Source organism: Kineococcus haloalkalitolerans (assembly GCF_050871905.1).
In the GTDB taxonomy this organism is placed as follows: domain Bacteria; phylum Actinomycetota; class Actinomycetes; order Actinomycetales; family Kineococcaceae; genus Kineococcus.
The window spans coordinates 1-16,390 of record NZ_JBJLSH010000066.1 but is presented as its reverse complement, the minus strand read 5'-3'; the positions used below and the strand labels follow the sequence as shown (position 1 = coordinate 16,390).

Genomic DNA, 16,390 nt, shown 5'->3' with positions numbered 1-16,390 from the left:
GACGGCGGGGGAGGGGGTGGTGGGGCGGGGCGGTCGCTACGGTGCCCGGGTGCGCCTCGCGGTGAGCCTCGGCTACCTGACCGGCGCGGACGTGGCCACGGCGGCCGCGGACGCGCTCGCCCTCGCCCGCGCCGCGGAGGACGCCGGCTACGCGGCCGCCTGGGTCGCCGAGGCGTACGGCTCCGACGCCCCGACCGTCCTGGGCTGGCTGGCCGCGCGGACGTCGCGCATCGACCTCGGCTCGGCGGTCCTGCAGGTGCCCGCGCGCAGCGCCGCGGCCACGGCCATGACCGCCGCCACCCTCGACGGCCTGACCGGCGGCCGCTTCCGCCTGGGGCTGGGCGTCTCCGGCCCGCAGGTGGCCGAGGGCTGGCACGGGCAGCGCTTCGACGCACCGCTGGCCCGCACCCGCGAGTACGTCGAGGTCGTGCGCACGGCCCTGGCCCGCCGGCCCCTCGTCCACGACGGCGAGCACCTGACGCTGCCGCTGCCGGGCGGGCCGGGCAAGCCGCTGCGGCTCATGCTCCCGCCGGTGCGCCCGGACCTGCCCGTCTACCTGGCAGCCGTGGGCCCGCGCAACGTCGCCCTCGCCGGTGAGGTCGCCGACGGGTGGCTGCCGGTGTTCTTCGCCCCGGACGCCGCGGACGAGCAGCTGGAACGGCTGGCCGCCGGCCGCGCCCGCCGCGTCCCGCGCGAGGGGGAGCCGGTCTTCGACGTCGCCCCGACGGTGCCGCTGCTGCTGACGAGCGCGACGGGGTCGGCCCGGCGGGACGCCGAGGCGCCCGTGCGCGCCTACGCCGCCCTGTACCTGGGCGGCATGGGCAGCCGCACCCAGAACTTCTACGCCGCCCTGGCCCGCCGCCTCGGCTTCGGCGCCGACGTGGACCGCGTGCAGGACCTGTACCTGGCCGGGCACGCCCGCGAGGCCGCCGCCGCCGTCCCCGACGGCTTCCTCGACGCGACCTGCCTCGTCGGCACCCCCGCCGCCGTCCGCGCCCGCCTGGACGCCTACGCCGCCGCTGGTGTCACGACGCTGTCGGTGCTGCCGCTGGCGCCCACCCGCGAGGAGCGGGTGGCCGCGCTGCGCGCGATCGCCTGAGCCGCGCTGGACGCGCGCGGGCCCCGCCCGGCGGTGCCGGACGGGGCCCTGGTCCTGCGGTGCTCGTGCGGTGGTGCGCCGGTCTCAGCGCACGAGGCGGAAGATGCCGGGGTAGCGGTAGGCGCGGCCCTGGCTGGCGGCCACGGCCGCCAGGATCGAGAAGACCAGGCCGACGACGTAGGGCGCGCCGGCCAGGAAGATCAGCGGGGCGCCGATCCCCAGCGTGACGATCGTGGCGATCCCGGTGGCGATCCCGAGGACGACCGAGTACACGAACATCGCGATGTTGAGGTTCAGCGCCTCGGCGGAGTGCTCGCGCACGAACCGGCTGCGGTCCTTGAAGACCAGGAAGACGATGAGCGGCCCCAGGAAGGGCAGGCCCACCAGCCACGCCGCCAGCCACGACAGGTGGCCGGCCAGCGCCCAGGTGCGCTCGCTGCCCGGGTCCATCGCCGCCAGGCCGCCGGCGCCGTACGGCTCGGTCCGGCCGGACCACTGCGGGTGCTGCTGCTGGCCGTAGCCCTGGCCGTACTGCTGGCCGTAGCCCTGGCCGTACTGCTGGTCGTAGCCGCCGTGCTGCTGGTCGTAGCCGCCGTGCTGCTGGCCGTAGCCGCCGTGCTGCTGCTCGGACTGGCCCCACTGCTGGCCCGCCGGCTGGTCTCCCGCGGACGGCTTCGTGAAGTCGGGTCGCTGGGACCCGTACGGGTCGCTCACGGTTCCTCCAGGGTCGGTGGGCGCCCCCGCCGCTCGACGGGAGCACCTCGATCCTCGCACCGGCGCGCGCCCCTGTCGCGGTCCCGACGGGCGGTCCATCCCGTCGGCGGACCCGGTCCACCCGGAGGTCGTAGGCGGTGCGCCCCCGCCGTCCACCGCCGGGAGCGGGCGACCCCGGCCGGACCCCGAGCCGCTCCGGCACGGGCCGGGTCTCAGGCGTCGGCGCCGTCGGCGGTCACGAAGTCGACGAGCTCCTCCACGCGCCCGGACAGGGCCGGCTCGAGGTCGGCGATGGTGCGCACGGTGCCGAGGATGCGCTTCCAGCCGTGCGCGACGTCGGCCTGGGTGGCGTGCGGCCAGCCGAGCTCGGCGAGGATCCCGTGCTTCCACGACGTGCCGCGCGGCACGGCGGGCCAGCGCTCCCAGCCGAGGCGCTGCGGGCGCACCGCCTGCCACACGTCGACGAAGGGGTGCCCGACGACGAGGACGTGCGGGCTGCGCGCGACGGCGGCGACGATCCGCGACTCCTTGCTGCCGGCGACGAGGTGGTCGACGAGGACGCCGATCCGCCGGCCCGGCCGGGGCCCGAAGGCGCGCACGGCGGCGTCGAGGTCGTCCACGCCGTCCAGGACCTCCACGACGACGCCCTCCACGCGCAGGTCGTCGCCCCAGACGCGCTCGACGAGCTCGGCGTCGTGGCGGCCCTCGACGAGGATGCGCGAGGCGCGGGCGGTGCGGGCGGCGGCGCCGGCCACGGCCACCGACCCCGAGGCGGTGCGGCCGGGGGCGGCGGGAGCGGCGGGCCCGCGCGGGGCGACGAGGCGCACGGGCTGCCCGTCCACCCAGAAGCCCGGCCCGAGGGGGAAGGTGCGGGTGCGCCCGCGGCGGTCCTCCAGGACGACCACGTGCACGCCGCCGCTCTTCTCGGTACGCACGACGGCGCCCACCCAGCCGGTCTCGACGTCCTCCACGACGAGCCCGCTCACGGCGGTCTCCTCGCGGGAGGCGGGCCGGCGCGGGTGCGGGTCGCGGGCGAGGACGTCGGAGCCGTACCGGTCAGCAGCCACCCGGGCACCCTACGGACGCGGCGCGCCGCGGCCCGGCAGCGGGCGGCGCGTGTCCGGGGCGAGGTCTAGACTTGGCACTCGCCCGTCGCGAGTGCCAGAGCTGCGCGGGCGGCGGGACCGGGACGGGGAGCGGACGGGGGAGGTGCCGATGAGCGACGACCGGCGGCTGGCCGTGCTGCGCGCCATCGTCGAGGACTACGTGTCGACGCACGAGCCCGTCGGCTCCAAGGCGCTGGTCGAGCGCCACCGCCTGGGCGTGTCCCCGGCGACGATCCGCAACGACATGGCGGTGCTGGAGGACGAGGGCTACATCACCCAGCCCCACACCAGCGCCGGGCGCATCCCCACCGACAAGGGCTACCGGCTGTTCGTGGACCGGCTGGCCACCGTCAAGCCGATGTCGACGGCCGAGAAGCGCGCCATCCAGACGTTCCTCGACGGTGCCGTGGACCTCGACGACGTCGTGGACCGCACCGTGCGGCTGCTGGCGCAGATCACCCGGCAGGCCGCCGTCGTGCAGTACCCCTCGCTCTCGCGGGCGGCCGTGCGGCACGTGGAGGTCGTGCCGGTGGGCGGGCGCAGCGCGCTGCTGGTCCTCATCACCGACACCGGCCGCGTCGAGCAGCGCGTGGTGGAGCTGCGCTCGGCCGCCGACCCCGCCGCGCTGGTCACCTCGCTGACGGCCCTGCGCACCCGGCTGAACGCCGCCGTGGCCGGGCACCGCCTGCAGGAGGCCCGCGTCGCCCTCACCGACGTCGTCCAGCAGACCCCGACCGAGGACATGGCCGTGGCCGCCGAGGTCGCGGCGGCCCTGGGCGACTGCCTGACCGCCGGCCTGGCCGAGCGGGTGGTCATCGCCGGCACGTCCAACCTCGCCAAGTCCGGGCCGGACCTGGCCGCCTCCCTGGGAAGCGTCCTGGAGGCGCTGGAGGAGCACGTCGTGCTGCTGCGCCTGGTGCAGGAGATGACCGAGGACGGCGGCGGCGACGGGCTCACCGTGCGGATCGGCTCGGAGAACGTGCACGTCGGGCTCACCGAGACGTCCGTGGTGACCACCGGCTACGGCGGCGAGGGCCGGGCGCTGGCCCGCCTCGGCGTCCTGGGCCCGACGCGGATGGACTACCCCACGACGATGGCCGCCGTCCGCGCGGTGTCACGCTACGTCTCGCGGATCCTCGCCACGTGAACCCCGTGAGCCCGGCCACGCCCGCGACCCGCCCCCACCGACCGACCCGACAGGAGACCTGAGCGCCTCGTGAGCGACTACTACGACGTCCTCGGCGTCAGCAGGGACGCCTCGGCGGAGGACATCAAGCGCGCCTACCGGAAGCTGGCGCGCAAGCTCCACCCCGACGTCACCGACGACCCGGAGGCGGGCGACCGCTTCAAGGAGGTCTCCCAGGCCTACGAGACGCTGTCCAACCCGGAGAAGCGGGCGCTGTACGACCGCGGCGGCGGCCAGCAGCCGGGCGCGGCCGGGTTCGGCGCCGGGTTCGGCTTCAGCGACATCATGGACGCCTTCTTCGGCCAGGGCGCCGGGGCGGGCGGGCGCGGTCCGGCCAGCCGCACGCAGCGCGGGCAGGACGCCCTCATCCGCGTCGACGTGGACCTGGCAGAGGCCGCCTTCGGCGCCGAGCGCTCCATCCAGGTGGACACCGCGGTGCTGTGCCCGACGTGCAAGGGCACCTGCTGCCAGCCGGGCACCAGCCCGCAGACCTGCGACATCTGCCACGGGCAGGGGCAGGTGCAGCGCGTGGTGCGCTCGCTGCTGGGCCAGGTCATGACGACCGCGCCGTGCCCGACGTGCCACGGCTTCGGCACGGTGCTGCCCTCGCCGTGCCAGGAGTGCAACGGGGAGGGCCGCGTGCGCGCGCGCCGGCCGCTGACGATCCGCATCCCGGCGGGCGTGGACACCGGCACCCGCATCCAGCTGGCCGCGCAGGGCGAGGTCGGCACGGCCGGCGGCCCGCCCGGGGACCTGTACGTGGAGGTCCACGAGCGCCCGCACCCGGTGTTCACCCGCTCCGGCGACGACCTGCACTGCACCCTGGAGGTGCCGATGACGGCCGCCGCGCTGGGCGCCTCCATCCCCCTGGAGACCCTGGACGGCACCGAGGCCGTGGAGGTGCGCCCCGGCGCGCAGCCGGGCGAGCAGGTGACGCTGCGCGCGCGCGGCGTGGAGCACCTGCGCTCCACCGGCCGCGGCGACCTGGTGGTCACCCTGGAGGTGCGCACCCCGCGCGACCTGGACGACGAGCAGGAGTCGCTGCTGCGCCGGCTGGCCGAGCTGCGCGGCGAGGTCCGCCCGGCGGGCACGCTGCAGCCGGCCCACCAGGGCGTCTTCTCCAAGCTGCGCGACCGCTTCTCCGGCCGCTGACCGGTCGCTGACCGCGGGCCGCGCTCCCCCCGAGGGAGCGCGGCCCGCGGCCGGTTCAGCGGACCGTGACGGTCTTGGTGTCCGGCAGCGGCGCGGCGCCCTCGCCGCCGGACTCGTCGGGCGCCACGACGGTCACGGTGTAGTCCCCGGCCGGCAGCGCCGCCGTGAAGGAGAAGTCGCCCCAGGTGCCGTTCGCGCCGGCCTGCACGGCGTCGCGCGCCACCTCGGTGCCCGCGGCGTCGGTGACGGTCCACAGCAGGGTGCCCTCGAACGCCGTGCCGGTGCCCTCGACGGTCACCGACCCCGGCGTGGACGTCGACACGCCGGTGATCCACACCGGGGCCTGGACCTCGGCGCGCGGGGCCCGCGAGACCGCCTGGGCGACGACCCGCCCGAAGACGGGCTGCCCGGCGGCCCCGTCCACGCGCAGCTCGACGGGCACGTCCTGCCCGGCGGCCGCCGTCACGGTCCACACCAGCTGCTGCACGGCCAGGTCCGCGTCGCCGGTCTCCACGTCGCCGGAGACCGCGGAGGCCGCGACGTCGACGACCAGGCGCCCGTCGGCGGCGGTGACGCTCGCGCCGGCGTCGGGGCCGAAGGGGCTGGCGTAGTCGGGGTCGGCGGGCGAGCCGCCCAGCAGGGCGCGCAGCGCCAGCGTCGCGTCGTCGGCGCCGCCGGAGACCGGCACCCACTCGCGGAACAGCTTGGGGGAACCCTCCCCGCCCAGCCAGTAGACCGGGACGCTGGCGGCGCCCGAGGGCAGCGCGGAGCCCGCGGACGCCGGGGCGCTGGTGGCGGGCGCCGACGTCGGGGCGGCCGGCTCGCTCGTGGCGGCGGTCGGCTCCGCGGGCGCGGGCGCGGGCTCGGCCGGCTCGGAGGTCGGCGAGGCCGGCTCGCTGCTCGTCGGCGCGGCCGGCTCGGACGTCGCCGACGTGGCGGCCGCGACGGTCGTGACGCTGTCGCCGCCGCGCTGGGTCAGGGCGAGGGCGCTGCCGCCCACGACGACGACGGCGGCCGCCGCGGCCACCGCCGTCCAGGCGCGCGTGCGGCGGCGGGAGGACTGGCTGGCCATGAGGATCTCCTGGAGGCGGTCGGGCGGGTCGACCGCGGCGGCGCGCGCGGCCATGGCCCCGCGCAGCGCGCGGGCGGTCGGGTCGGTGGCCGGGTCCGGCAGGGGGCCGGTCCCGGGGACGTCGGGCTGGTCGGGCTGGTCGGTGCCGCTCACGGGGTCTCCTCGGTCCGCACGGCGGCGCGCAGGGCGGCCAGCCCGCGGTGCGCGTGCGTCTTGACGGCCCCGCGGCTGACGCCCAGGGCCTCGGCGATGTCCTGCTCGGACAGGTCGGCGTGGTAGCGCAGCACGAGGACCTCGCGCTGGCGCGGAGGCAGGGCGTCGAGCGCCGCGAGCACGCGGCGGTGCTCGGCCGCGCGCAGCGCCCGCTCCTCGGGGCCCTCCGGCTCGGGGTCGGGCAGCGGGCGGTGCCGGTCGGCGACCTGCCGGTGCCGCAGCACGTCGCGGGCGCCGTTGACGACCGCCTGGCGCAGGTAGGCCGCGGCCGCGCCCGGATCGTCCAGCCGCCGCCAGCGCCGGTGCAGCGCCACGAAGGCGTCCTGCACGACCTCCTCGGCGGTGGCGCTCTCCCCGAGCAGCAGGACGGCCAGGCCGACCAGGCGGCGCCAGTGGCCCGCGTACAGGTGGGCGACGGCCGTGTCGGCGTCCCAGCCGCGCGGGTCGTCGTCCCCGTCGGGGCCGCCGTGCTCACCAGGCCCGCCGCCCGCCCCGCGGGCGCGCACGAGCACCGGGCGGACCCTGCCGCCGCCGGAGCGCGCACCGCGCTCGGGACGCGCCTCAGCCACGGCCGCACCCCCCGTCCTCCACGTCACACGAGTACGACGAGTGACCAGCGCTCACGGTTGACATCCAACCCGAGCGGGTTCCGCCAGCGGGTGATCACCGCGCCCGGCGCGCCGCCCGGTAGCCTGCGGCCGCATGACCGACCAGGACGGACCCCCGGAGCCCGGCGCGGGCGGTGAGGAGTCCGGCGCGGCCCGCGCCCCCGACGACCTGTTCCTGCGGATCGTGGCGGGGGAGCTGCCCGCCACGATCGTGCACTCCGACGAGCTCGTCGTCGCCTTCCGCGACGTCGCCCCGCAGGCGCCCGTGCACGTCCTCGTCGTCCCGCGCGAGCGCTACGAGACCGTCGCCGAGCTCGCCGCGGCGGCCCCCGCGACGCTGGCGCGCCTCGTCGAGGTCGCCCAGCGCGTCGCCGACGCCGAGTGCGGCGGGCAGTTCCGGCTCGTCTTCAACACCGGCCCCGCGGTGGGCCAGTCGGTCATGCACGTCCACGGGCACGTCCTGGGCGGCCGGGGCTTCACCTGGCCGCCCGGCTGAGCGAAGGGTTGGATGGAGCGCCATGTGCGGCTTGTGCGGTGAGGTCAGGTTCGACGGACGACCGGCGGACGTGTCCGCGGTCCAGCGCATGTCCGCGCCGCTGGCGTCGCGGGGCCCGGACGGGGAGGGGTACTGGGCGCAGGGCCGGGTCGCCTTCGGGCACCGGCGCCTGTCGATCATCGACCTGTCGGTGTGCGGGTCGCAGCCCATGGTGGACATGGAGCTGGGCCTGACGGCCGTCTTCAACGGGTGCGTCTACAACTACAAGGAGCTGCGCGCCGAGCTGCAGGGGCACGGCTACCGCTTCTCCTCGACCTCCGACACCGAGGTCATCCTCAAGGGCTACCACCGCTGGGGCACCGACGTGGTGCACCACCTGGTGGGGATGTTCGCCGTCGTCCTGCACGAGCGGGACAGCGGCCGCGTCGTGCTGTTCCGCGACCGCCTCGGCATCAAGCCGATGTACCTGGCCGAGACGCCGCAGCGGCTGCGGTTCGCCTCCACGCTGCCGGCGCTGCTGGCCGGCGGGGACGTCGACACGACGATCGACCCGGTCGCGCTGCACCACTACCTGTCCTGGCACGCGGTCGTGCCCGCGCCGCTGACGGTCCTGAAGGGCGTGCGCAAGCTGCCGCCGGCGACGGTCCGGGTCGTCGAGCCCGACGGGACCAGCCGCGAGCACCGCTACTGGGCGCCGGACCACGTGCGCCGCGAGGAGTTCGCCGGCTTCTCCGAGCGCGACTGGGAGGACGCCGTCCTGGAGGCGCTGCGCACCGCGGTGCGCCGGCGCCTGGTCGCCGACGTGCCCGTCGGGGTGCTGCTGTCCGGCGGCCTGGACTCCAGCCTCATCACCGGCCTGCTCGCCGAGGAGGGGCAGAGCGACCTGGCCACCTACTCCATCGGGTTCGAGGCCGTCGGCGGGCGCGAGGGCGACGAGTTCGCGTACTCCGACGTCATCGCGCAGCGGTACGCGACGAACCACCACCGCATCCGCGTCACCGGCGACGAGCTGGTCGGGGCGCTCGGGCACGCCGTGGGCGCGATGAGCGAGCCGATGGTCAGCCACGACGTCGTCGCCTTCGACCTGCTGTCCCAGCAGGTGTCGCAGACCATCCGCGTCGTGCAGTCCGGGCAGGGCGCCGACGAGGTGTTCGGCGGCTACCACTGGTACCCGCCGCTGGCGGGCGTGCCCGTCGAGCGGGGCGTCGAGGCATACGCGCGGGCGTTCTTCGACCGCGACCACGCCCAGATGGGCCAGGTGCTGCGGCCGGAGTGGATGACCGACCGCGACGTGTCGCTGGAGTTCGTGCGCGAGCACTTCGCGCGCCCGGGCGCCGAGACCGCGCTGGACGCGGCGCTGCGCCTGGACACCGAGGTCATGCTCGTCGACGACCCGGTCAAGCGGGTGGACAACACGACGATGGCGTGGGGCCTGGAGGCCCGCGTGCCGTTTCTGGACCACGACCTCGTCGAGCTGGCCGCGGCCGTGCCGCCGGAGATGCACCTGGCCGAGGGCGGCAAGGGCGTCCTCAAGCGGGTCGGCTACCGGGTCATCCCGCGCGAGGTCATCGACCGGCCCAAGGGCTACTTCCCCGTGCCGGCCATCACCCACCTGGAGGGCAAGGTCCTCGGCCTGGTCAAGGACGCCCTGTCCAGCGAGGCCGCCCGCCGGCGCGGGCTGTTCCGCCCCGAGTACGTGAGCCACCTGCTGGACGCGCCCAACGAGGAGCTGACCCCGCTGCGCGGCAACAAGCTGTGGCAGCTGGGGCTGCTGGAGCTGTGGCTGCAGCAGCACGGGGTGGACTGAGCGGCCGGGACGGGAGAGCACCGACGTGAGCACCGTGAGGGGACGCCGCCGCACCACCGTCGCGGGCCTGCGCCACCGCGGGCTGGAGGTCCCGGCGATCTCCAGCCGCAGCTGGCAGCGCCCGCCCCGGCACCTGGTGCGGGACATGGCCGAGGACGTCGTCCTCGACATGGGCTGGGGCCGGCTGGTGTTCGGGCAGACGTTCACCGACCAGCGGGCCATCGTCGACGCCCTGCGGGCGGAGGAGACCGGCGAGCGCGACATCGCCATGTACGTGCGCGACCCGCAGGTGCTCGTCGGCCTGGCCCCGCACGAGCTGTTCGTCGACCCCTCGTACACGTACCGGCTGCCCCTGCAGCGCTACCGCCCGCCGCGCGACCGCAACCCCGACGTGTTCGTGCGCATGGTCCGCGACCGCGCCGAGCTGGACGAGGTGAACCGGCTGTACGCGGCCAACGGCATGGTCCGCTCCGACCCGGACGTCATGTGGGCCAACCACCGCACCCGCACGTTCACCTACCTCGTCGCCGAGGACACCCGCACCCGCGCCATCGTGGGCACCGTCACCGGCGTGGACCACGTCCTGGCCTTCGGCGACCCCGACGAGGGCTGCTCGCTGTGGTGCCTGGCCGCCGACCCGCAGGCCGCCCCGCGCGGGGTGGGCGAGGCCCTGGTGCGCGTCCTCGTCGAGCGGTACGTGGCCCGCGGCCGCGCGATGCTGGACCTGTCCGTGCTGCACGACAACACCGGCGCCATCGCGCTCTACCGCCGGCTGGGCTTCCACCCCGCGCCGCCGGTGGTCGTCAAGCGCAAGAACCCCATCAACCGGCCGCTGTTCTCCCCGCAGCCGGACGGCCTGGCGCAGCTGAACGCCTACGCGCGCATCATCGCCGACGAGGCCCTGCGCCGCGGGGTGCGGGTGCAGGTGACCGACGCGCCCAGCGGGGAGATGCGCCTGACGTTCGGCGGGCGCTCGCTGCTGACCCGCGAGTCGCTGTCGGAGCTGACCAGCGCGGTCGCGATGAGCCGCTGCGACGACAAGCGCGTCACCCGCCGCCTGCTGGAGCGCACCGGGGTGCGGGTGCCGCGCGCGGTCGAGCTGGGCGAGGACCCGCTGTCCGACCCCGACGGGCTGGCGGCCGCCCAGCGGCTGCTGGACGAGACCGGTCCCGTGGTCGTCAAGCCCGCCCGCGGCGAGCAGGGCAAGGGCATCACCGTGGGCGTCGCCGACGCCGAGGCGCTGCGCCGCGCGGTCGCCGAGGCGGCCCGGTACTGCCCCGACGTCCTCGTCGAGGAGCTGGTGGCCGGGCAGGACCTGCGCGTCGTCGTCATCGACCACGAGGTCGTCGCCGCCGCCGTGCGCCGGCCCGCCGCCGTCATCGGCACGGGCACCGACACCGTCGAGGCGCTGGTGCGCAAGCAGAGCCGCCGGCGCGAGGCCGCCACGCACGGGGAGTCCCGCATCCCGCTGGACGCCACCACCGAGGCCGTCGTGCGCGAGGCGGGGTGGGCGATGGACGACGTCCTGCCGCGCGGGCGGCGCCTGGAGGTGCGCCGCACGGCGAACCTGCACACCGGCGGCACCATCGACGACGTCACCGACGACCTGCACCCCGACCTCGTGGACGCGGCCGTGGCCGCCAGCCGCGCCATCGGCATCCCGGTGACGGGCCTGGACTTCCTCGTGCCGGACGTCTCGGGCCCCGAGCACGTCGTCATCGAGGCCAACGAGCGCCCGGGGCTGGCCAACCACCAGCCGCGGCCCACCGCGCAGCGCTTCCTGGACCTGCTCTTCCCGGAGACGCGCACGGGCTCGTGAACCCGGTGCGGGCCGGGCGCGGGTCCGGCGCGGCCCGTGGCGCGCCCCGGGTGGTCCGCGCCCGGCGGCGGCGGGCAGTATCGGGCGCGATGAGCACCGCCGACCGCCACCTGCCGCGCAGCGCCGAGCCCAGCACCCGCCCCGGCGCGGTGCCCGCCGCCGGGCAGCGACGGCCCACCGTCTCCGCCGCCGCCGGGGCGCCCAGCGGCACGCGCGACGTCGAGATCGACCGCGAGTACCTGACGACGACGCTCATGGAGATGCTGCGCATCCCCAGCCCGTCGGGGCGCACCGACGCCGTCATGCAGGCCGTGGGCGACCACATCGACGCCCTGGGCCTGTCCTTCGACCTGACCCGCCGCGGGATCCTGCGCGCCACGCTGCCCGGGGAGACGAGCACCGTGCGCCGCGCCGTCATCGTCCACGCCGACACCATCGGCCTGATGGTCAAGCGCGTGAAGGAGGACGGCCGCCTGGAGGTCGTGCCCGTGGGCAGCCACAGCGCCCGCTTCTCCGAGGGCGCCCACGTGACGATCTTCACCGACGACTTCGAGCACGTGTACACGGGCACGGTGCTGCCGCTGAAGAGCTCCGGGCACACCTTCGGCGACGAGATCGACACCCAGGGCGTGGGCTGGGAGTTCGTCGAGGTGCGCATCGACGAACCCGTCGAGTCCGCCCAGCACGTGCACGCCCTCGGCGTCCAGGTCGGTGACTTCGTCGCCCTGGACGCGGCGCCGCAGATCACCCGCGGCGGGTACGTGAAGTCGCGCCACCTGGACGACAAGGCCGGCCTGGCGGCGTGCCTGGCGGCGCTGAAGGCGCTGCGCGACGCCGGCGCGCCGCTGGCGGTGAGCGCGCAGTTCCTCGTGACGATCGGCGAGGAGGTGGGTTTCGGCGCCACCCACGGCCTGGCCCCGGACGTGGCCGAGCTGGTGGCCGTGGACAACGCCGTGGTCGCCGAGGGGCAGAGCTCGCGCGAGGAGCTGGTCAGCGTCGGCATGCTCGACATGACCGGTCCGTTCGACTACCACCTCTCGCGCCGGCTGCACTCGCTGGCCCGCGAGCACGGCATCCCCGCCGTGCGCGACGTCTACAAGCACTACCGTTCCGACGCCGCGCCCGCGCTGGAGGCGGGCATCGAGGCGCGCGCGGCCCTGCTGGGGTTCGGCCTGGAGTCCAGCCACGGCCACGAGCGCACCCACGTGGACGGGCTGGTGGCGCTGGCGCGGCTGCTCGCGGTGTACCTGCAGAGCGGGCTGACGTTCGACGACTGGGACCGCGCGGACTTCGGCGACCTGGCCGACTTCCCCAGCGTCAGCGTGCAGCCGGCGCAGAAGGAGCCGCTGGACCGCACCGTGGTGCCCGACCGCTCCGAGGCCTGAACCGGGCGGTGCTCAGGCCGGCGCGCGCTCGCGGGCGCCGCGCCGGCCGAACACCGCGATGCCGATCGTCACCGACGCGAACAGCAGCAGCGTCATCGCCAGCAGCAGCGGCCAGGAGCCGAACTGCGCCAGCAGGGGGATCGAGGCGGCGGTCACCAGGCCGCCGCCGAAGAACGGCTCGAACACCAGCTGCTTGTAGCCGAACGCCTCCATCGCCGGGGTGCGGCCGTCGGGGTCGGCGACCCGGATGAGGATGAGGCCGGTGGCGGTGACGCCGAGGGACTGGCCCAGGTCGCCGATGCCGCGCTCGAACCAGTACCGCGGGAAGATCCGCTTGGCCAGGACGAGGAACACCGCCACGTTCCAGGCGACACCGGCGACGGCCAGGACCGCGAAGGTGCCGAAGTTCGCCGCGATGGTCCGCAGGGACAGCGTCCCGAGGGCGCTGATGATGAGCAGGTCCAGCGCGAGGCCCTGGATGCGCAGCATCATCCGCCGGTCGACGATGCCGGTGCTGTCGCGGCGGTCCACGACCACCTGCACGGCGATCCCGCCGATCATCGCCAGCGGGAACAGCGGCACGTACTCCAGCAGCTGGATGGTGTCCGCCCACAGCGCCCGCTCCAGCGCCTGCAGGCCGGCGAGGACCACCGCGCCCAGCAGCACCGCGACCGCGACGACCGCGAAGTGGATGGCGAGCGGCTCCACGGAGTTGGCGCGGACCGTCATCATCGCCGCGGGCGGCTGCTGCTCGCGCTCGTACAGCCCGCGCTGCTCGGCCAGCGACGTCTTCGCCTGGTCCTCCAGCACCTCGGCGCGGCCCGTGCGCACCGCCCAGTTGATGAGCCCGATGCCGATGACGACCCCGGAGACGACACCGACGGTGGCCAGCCCGAGGGCGAGGTCCTGCCCCTCGGGGAACCCCAGGTCGGTGAAGGTGGTGCCCAGCCCGGCGGCCGTGCCGTGCCCGCCCTCGAAACCGACCTCGATGAGCGCGCCGACCAGCGGGTTCGCCCCGAACACCGGCACCAGCAGCACCAGCGCCAGGACGATGCCCACGACGTACTGCCCGGCGCCCATGGCCACGCCGAAGCAGATCTGCGGGCCGGCCAGGCCCAGCGCCGTGCGCGGGGAGGGCAGGCGCTCACCGAGGAACAGCGTGGCGAACACCACCGAGATGAGCAGTCCCGGCAGCTCGCTCCACACGTCCAGGACGGTCTGCGGCCACAGGCCCCCGGCCAGCGGGGCGTCCTCGCCGGCCGTCGCCGTGACGAGCGCGCCCAGCACGCCCGGGCCGACGAGCAGGGCGAGGAACCCGGCGATGATGGAGCTGGGCAGGAACAGCTTCTGCGCCCACAGCGCCCGGATGCGGACGAGCTTGGCGGCCAGGAGCAGCACGCCCAGCAGGAGCAGGGCGAGGCCGATGTCGTCGGCGGTCACGAGCGCCTCCGCGGGTCGGGCACGGCGCCCGCTGCGGACGCGGCGGGTGGGCGGTCACTCTCCCGGTGCGCGGGCCGCGGGGCAACCCTGCGCGCTCAGCTGGTCACGGGCTCCAGGTCCCCGGCGCGCGCCTCCCGCGCGTCCTCCTCGGCCCAGCCGCGCAGGCGCGCGGTCCAGCCCGGCGCGCGGCGCACCGGTGCGCCGTCGACGGCGACGACCTCGACCGCGCCGCGGACGCTGGAGACCAGCCACGCCCCGTCGGCGGCCGTCAGCTCAGCGAGGGTGAGGGGGCCCTCGGCGGTCGCCACGCCCTCGCGCGCGGCCCCGGCGAACACGGCCCGCTGGGTGGTGCCGGCCAGGATGCCGCTGGCGCCCGCCGCCGGGGTGCGCAGCGTCCCCGCGTCCAGCACCACGACGGTGGCCGTGGGCGCCTCCAGGACCTCGCCGGCGGGCGTGATGAGCACGGCGTCGTCCGCGCCGCGGCGGGCCGCCTCGCGCAGCGCCGCGGTGTGGACGGCGTAGGACAGCGTCTTGACCCCGCCCAGCAGCCACGGCGCGGCGGCGTGGGCGTCCAGGGCCGTGCCGCGGTCCAGCGCCACGACCCGCACGCCGCGCTCGCGGGCGGTCAGCACGTCGGCGCCCACCGGGCGCAGCGTCAGCAGCGCGGTGGGGCCCGCCGCGGGCGTGCCGCGCGTCAGGGTCAGCCGCAGCGCCGCCTCGGCGCCCGCCGGCACCCCCGCCGCGGCGGCCCGGGCCGCCTCCCGCCAGGCGCCCCCGTCCGGCGCGGGAAGGTCCAGCGCGGCCGCGGAGCGGGCCAGGCGCTCCAGGTGCGCGCCCAGCCCCAGCGCGCGCGGCGGGTCCCCGCCCAGCACGCGCAGCGTCTCGAAGCAGCCGTCGCCGCGGGTCAGGCCGGCGTCGTCGGCGCCGACCACGGCCGCGCCGGGGTCGACCTCGTGGACGCGGCCGTCGCGCAGCAGGAGGGTGCGGGGGGCGGGTGCGGGATCGCTCACGGCGGCCAGTGTGCCGCCGCGCCCGCGCGCCGGGCCGGTCCCGGCGATCGGCGCGCGCCGGTGTCGCCACCGGTCGTTAAGCTCGGAGGCGCAAGCAGCGCCGGCGGGTGGGCCGCCGGCAGGACCCGTGCACGGAGGCGAACGGCCCGTCAGGGCGCCCATGGCCAGCACCGACCCCACGACCAGCCGCTCGACCGCCGGGCAGGAGCCCGCGGCCGCCGTCGAGCCCGCCGCCACCGCCCGGCACACCGTCGTCGTCCCGCCCGAGGTCAGCATGGTCTCGCTGCTCGGCGCGCGCGACGAGCTGCTGCGCGTGCTGGAGCGGGCCTTCCCCCGCACGGACGTCCTCGTGCGGGGCAACGAGATCACCCTGACCGGCAGCGCCGGCGAGGTCGCCCTCGTCGAGCGCCTCGTCGACCAGATGACGGCCGTCCTGGCGGCCGGGCAGCCGCTGTCCCCGGACGCCGTGGAGCGCTCGGTGGCGATGCTGCGCGCGCAGGCAGCCGGCACGGGCCAGGACCGCCCGGCCGACGTGCTGACGCTGAACATCCTGTCCAGCCGCGGGCGCACCATCCGGCCCAAGACGGTCAACCAGAAGCGCTACGTCGACGCCATCGACGAGCACACGATCGTCTTCGGCATCGGCCCCGCCGGCACGGGCAAGACGTACCTGGCGATGGCCAAGGCCGTGCAGGCGCTGCAGGCCAAGCAGGTCAACCGCATCGTCCTGACGCGGCCCGCGGTGGAGGCGGGGGAGCGGCTGGGCTTCCTGCCCGGCACCCTCACCGACAAGATCGACCCGTACCTGCGGCCGCTGTACGACGCGCTGCACGACATGCTCGACCCGGACTCGATCCCGCGGCTGATGGCCGCCGGCACGATCGAGGTGGCGCCGCTGGCGTACATGCGCGGGCGCACCCTCAACGACGCCTTCATCATCCTCGACGAGGCGCAGAACACCTCGCCCGAGCAGATGAAGATGTTCCTGACCCGCCTCGGGTTCGGCTCCAAGATCGTCGTCACGGGCGACGTCACCCAGGTCGACCTGCCCACCGGCACCGAGTCGGGCCTGCGGGTGGTCCAGGACATCCTCGAGGGCGTGGAGGACGTGCACTTCTCGCGGCTGACCTCCACCGACGTCGTCCGCCACCGCCTGGTCTCCGACATCGTCGACGCCTACGGGCGCTGGGAGGAGTCGGGGGGGGGGGGGGGGGGCGGGGGGGGGGGGGGGGGGCGGGGGGGGGGGGGGGCGGCGTCGGCGTGTGCTCCTTACCCCAACAAGG

Annotated in this window: 14 protein-coding genes; 8 read left to right on the top strand and 6 right to left on the bottom strand. The window is 76.2% G+C overall.

Going from position 1 to position 16,390, the window contains the following annotated elements; genetic code table 11:
- The first annotated feature begins 49 nt into the window (after positions 1–49).
- The gene (locus ACRYMY_RS18415) at positions 50–1,099 is read left to right on the top strand and encodes an LLM class F420-dependent oxidoreductase (protein WP_432548672.1); all 1,050 of its coding nucleotides are present in this window, start codon (positions 50–52) and stop codon (positions 1,097–1,099) included.
- 84 nt (positions 1,100–1,183) lie between these two features.
- Here ACRYMY_RS18415 and ACRYMY_RS18410 read toward each other — a convergent pair whose 3' ends face one another.
- Positions 1,184–1,813 (bottom strand): DUF4870 domain-containing protein, encoded by a 630-nt coding sequence (locus tag ACRYMY_RS18410; protein ID WP_432548671.1) that lies wholly within the window; start codon positions 1,811–1,813, stop codon positions 1,184–1,186.
- Positions 1,814–2,025: 212 nt separating this feature from the next.
- Entirely contained in the window at positions 2,026–2,880 is an 855-nt protein-coding gene (locus tag ACRYMY_RS18405; RefSeq protein ID WP_432548670.1) for a DUF3097 family protein, read from the bottom strand.
- 148 nt (positions 2,881–3,028) lie between these two features.
- Between ACRYMY_RS18405 and hrcA the strand changes: the two genes are divergently transcribed.
- Complete coding sequence (hrcA, locus tag ACRYMY_RS18400; protein ID WP_432548669.1) at positions 3,029–4,066, top strand: heat-inducible transcriptional repressor HrcA; 1,038 nt, start codon at positions 3,029–3,031, stop codon at positions 4,064–4,066.
- 69 nt (positions 4,067–4,135) lie between these two features.
- Positions 4,136–5,257, top strand: coding sequence for a molecular chaperone DnaJ (gene dnaJ, locus ACRYMY_RS18395; RefSeq protein ID WP_432548668.1), 1,122 nt, complete (start codon positions 4,136–4,138; stop codon positions 5,255–5,257).
- Between the two features lie 55 nt (positions 5,258–5,312).
- Here the strand turns inward: dnaJ and ACRYMY_RS18390 are convergent, their stop codons facing one another.
- On the bottom strand, positions 5,313–6,482 hold the full coding sequence (locus ACRYMY_RS18390; protein WP_432548667.1) for a Gmad2 immunoglobulin-like domain-containing protein: 1,170 nt from the start codon (positions 6,480–6,482) through the stop codon (positions 5,313–5,315).
- Positions 6,479–6,949, bottom strand: a complete 471-nt coding sequence (locus tag ACRYMY_RS18385) for an RNA polymerase sigma factor (protein WP_432548674.1) — start codon at positions 6,947–6,949, stop codon at positions 6,479–6,481. Before ACRYMY_RS18385 ends, ACRYMY_RS18390 begins: the two co-directional genes overlap by 4 nt.
- A gap of 295 nt (positions 6,950–7,244) precedes the next feature.
- Between ACRYMY_RS18385 and ACRYMY_RS18380 the strand changes: the two genes are divergently transcribed.
- From ACRYMY_RS18380 to ACRYMY_RS18365, 4 genes are all read left to right on the top strand, one after another.
- Entirely contained in the window at positions 7,245–7,646 is a 402-nt protein-coding gene (locus ACRYMY_RS18380; RefSeq protein ID WP_432548666.1) for an HIT domain-containing protein, read from the top strand.
- 22 nt (positions 7,647–7,668) lie between these two features.
- On the top strand, positions 7,669–9,453 hold the full coding sequence (locus tag ACRYMY_RS18375) for an N-acetylglutaminylglutamine amidotransferase (RefSeq protein ID WP_432548665.1): 1,785 nt from the start codon (positions 7,669–7,671) through the stop codon (positions 9,451–9,453).
- A gap of 97 nt (positions 9,454–9,550) precedes the next feature.
- The gene (gene ngg, locus ACRYMY_RS18370) at positions 9,551–11,272 is read left to right on the top strand and encodes an N-acetylglutaminylglutamine synthetase (RefSeq protein WP_432548673.1); all 1,722 of its coding nucleotides are present in this window, start codon (positions 9,551–9,553) and stop codon (positions 11,270–11,272) included.
- Positions 11,273–11,361: 89 nt separating this feature from the next.
- A complete protein-coding gene (locus ACRYMY_RS18365; protein WP_432548664.1) occupies positions 11,362–12,657 on the top strand; it encodes an osmoprotectant NAGGN system M42 family peptidase in 1,296 nt (431 codons plus the stop codon).
- 12 nt (positions 12,658–12,669) lie between these two features.
- On the opposite strand, the gene ACRYMY_RS18360 is transcribed toward ACRYMY_RS18365, so the two are convergent.
- Positions 12,670–14,097 (bottom strand): sodium/glutamate symporter, encoded by a 1,428-nt coding sequence (locus ACRYMY_RS18360; RefSeq protein ID WP_432548663.1) that lies wholly within the window; start codon positions 14,095–14,097, stop codon positions 12,670–12,672.
- 95 nt (positions 14,098–14,192) lie between these two features.
- Complete coding sequence (locus tag ACRYMY_RS18355; RefSeq protein WP_432548662.1) at positions 14,193–15,107, bottom strand: aminotransferase class IV; 915 nt, start codon at positions 15,105–15,107, stop codon at positions 14,193–14,195.
- 160 nt (positions 15,108–15,267) lie between these two features.
- Here ACRYMY_RS18355 and ACRYMY_RS18350 point away from each other — a divergent pair.
- Positions 15,268–16,390 (top strand): PhoH family protein (locus ACRYMY_RS18350; RefSeq protein ID WP_432548661.1); only part of this gene is annotated, 1,123 nt, incomplete at its 3' end.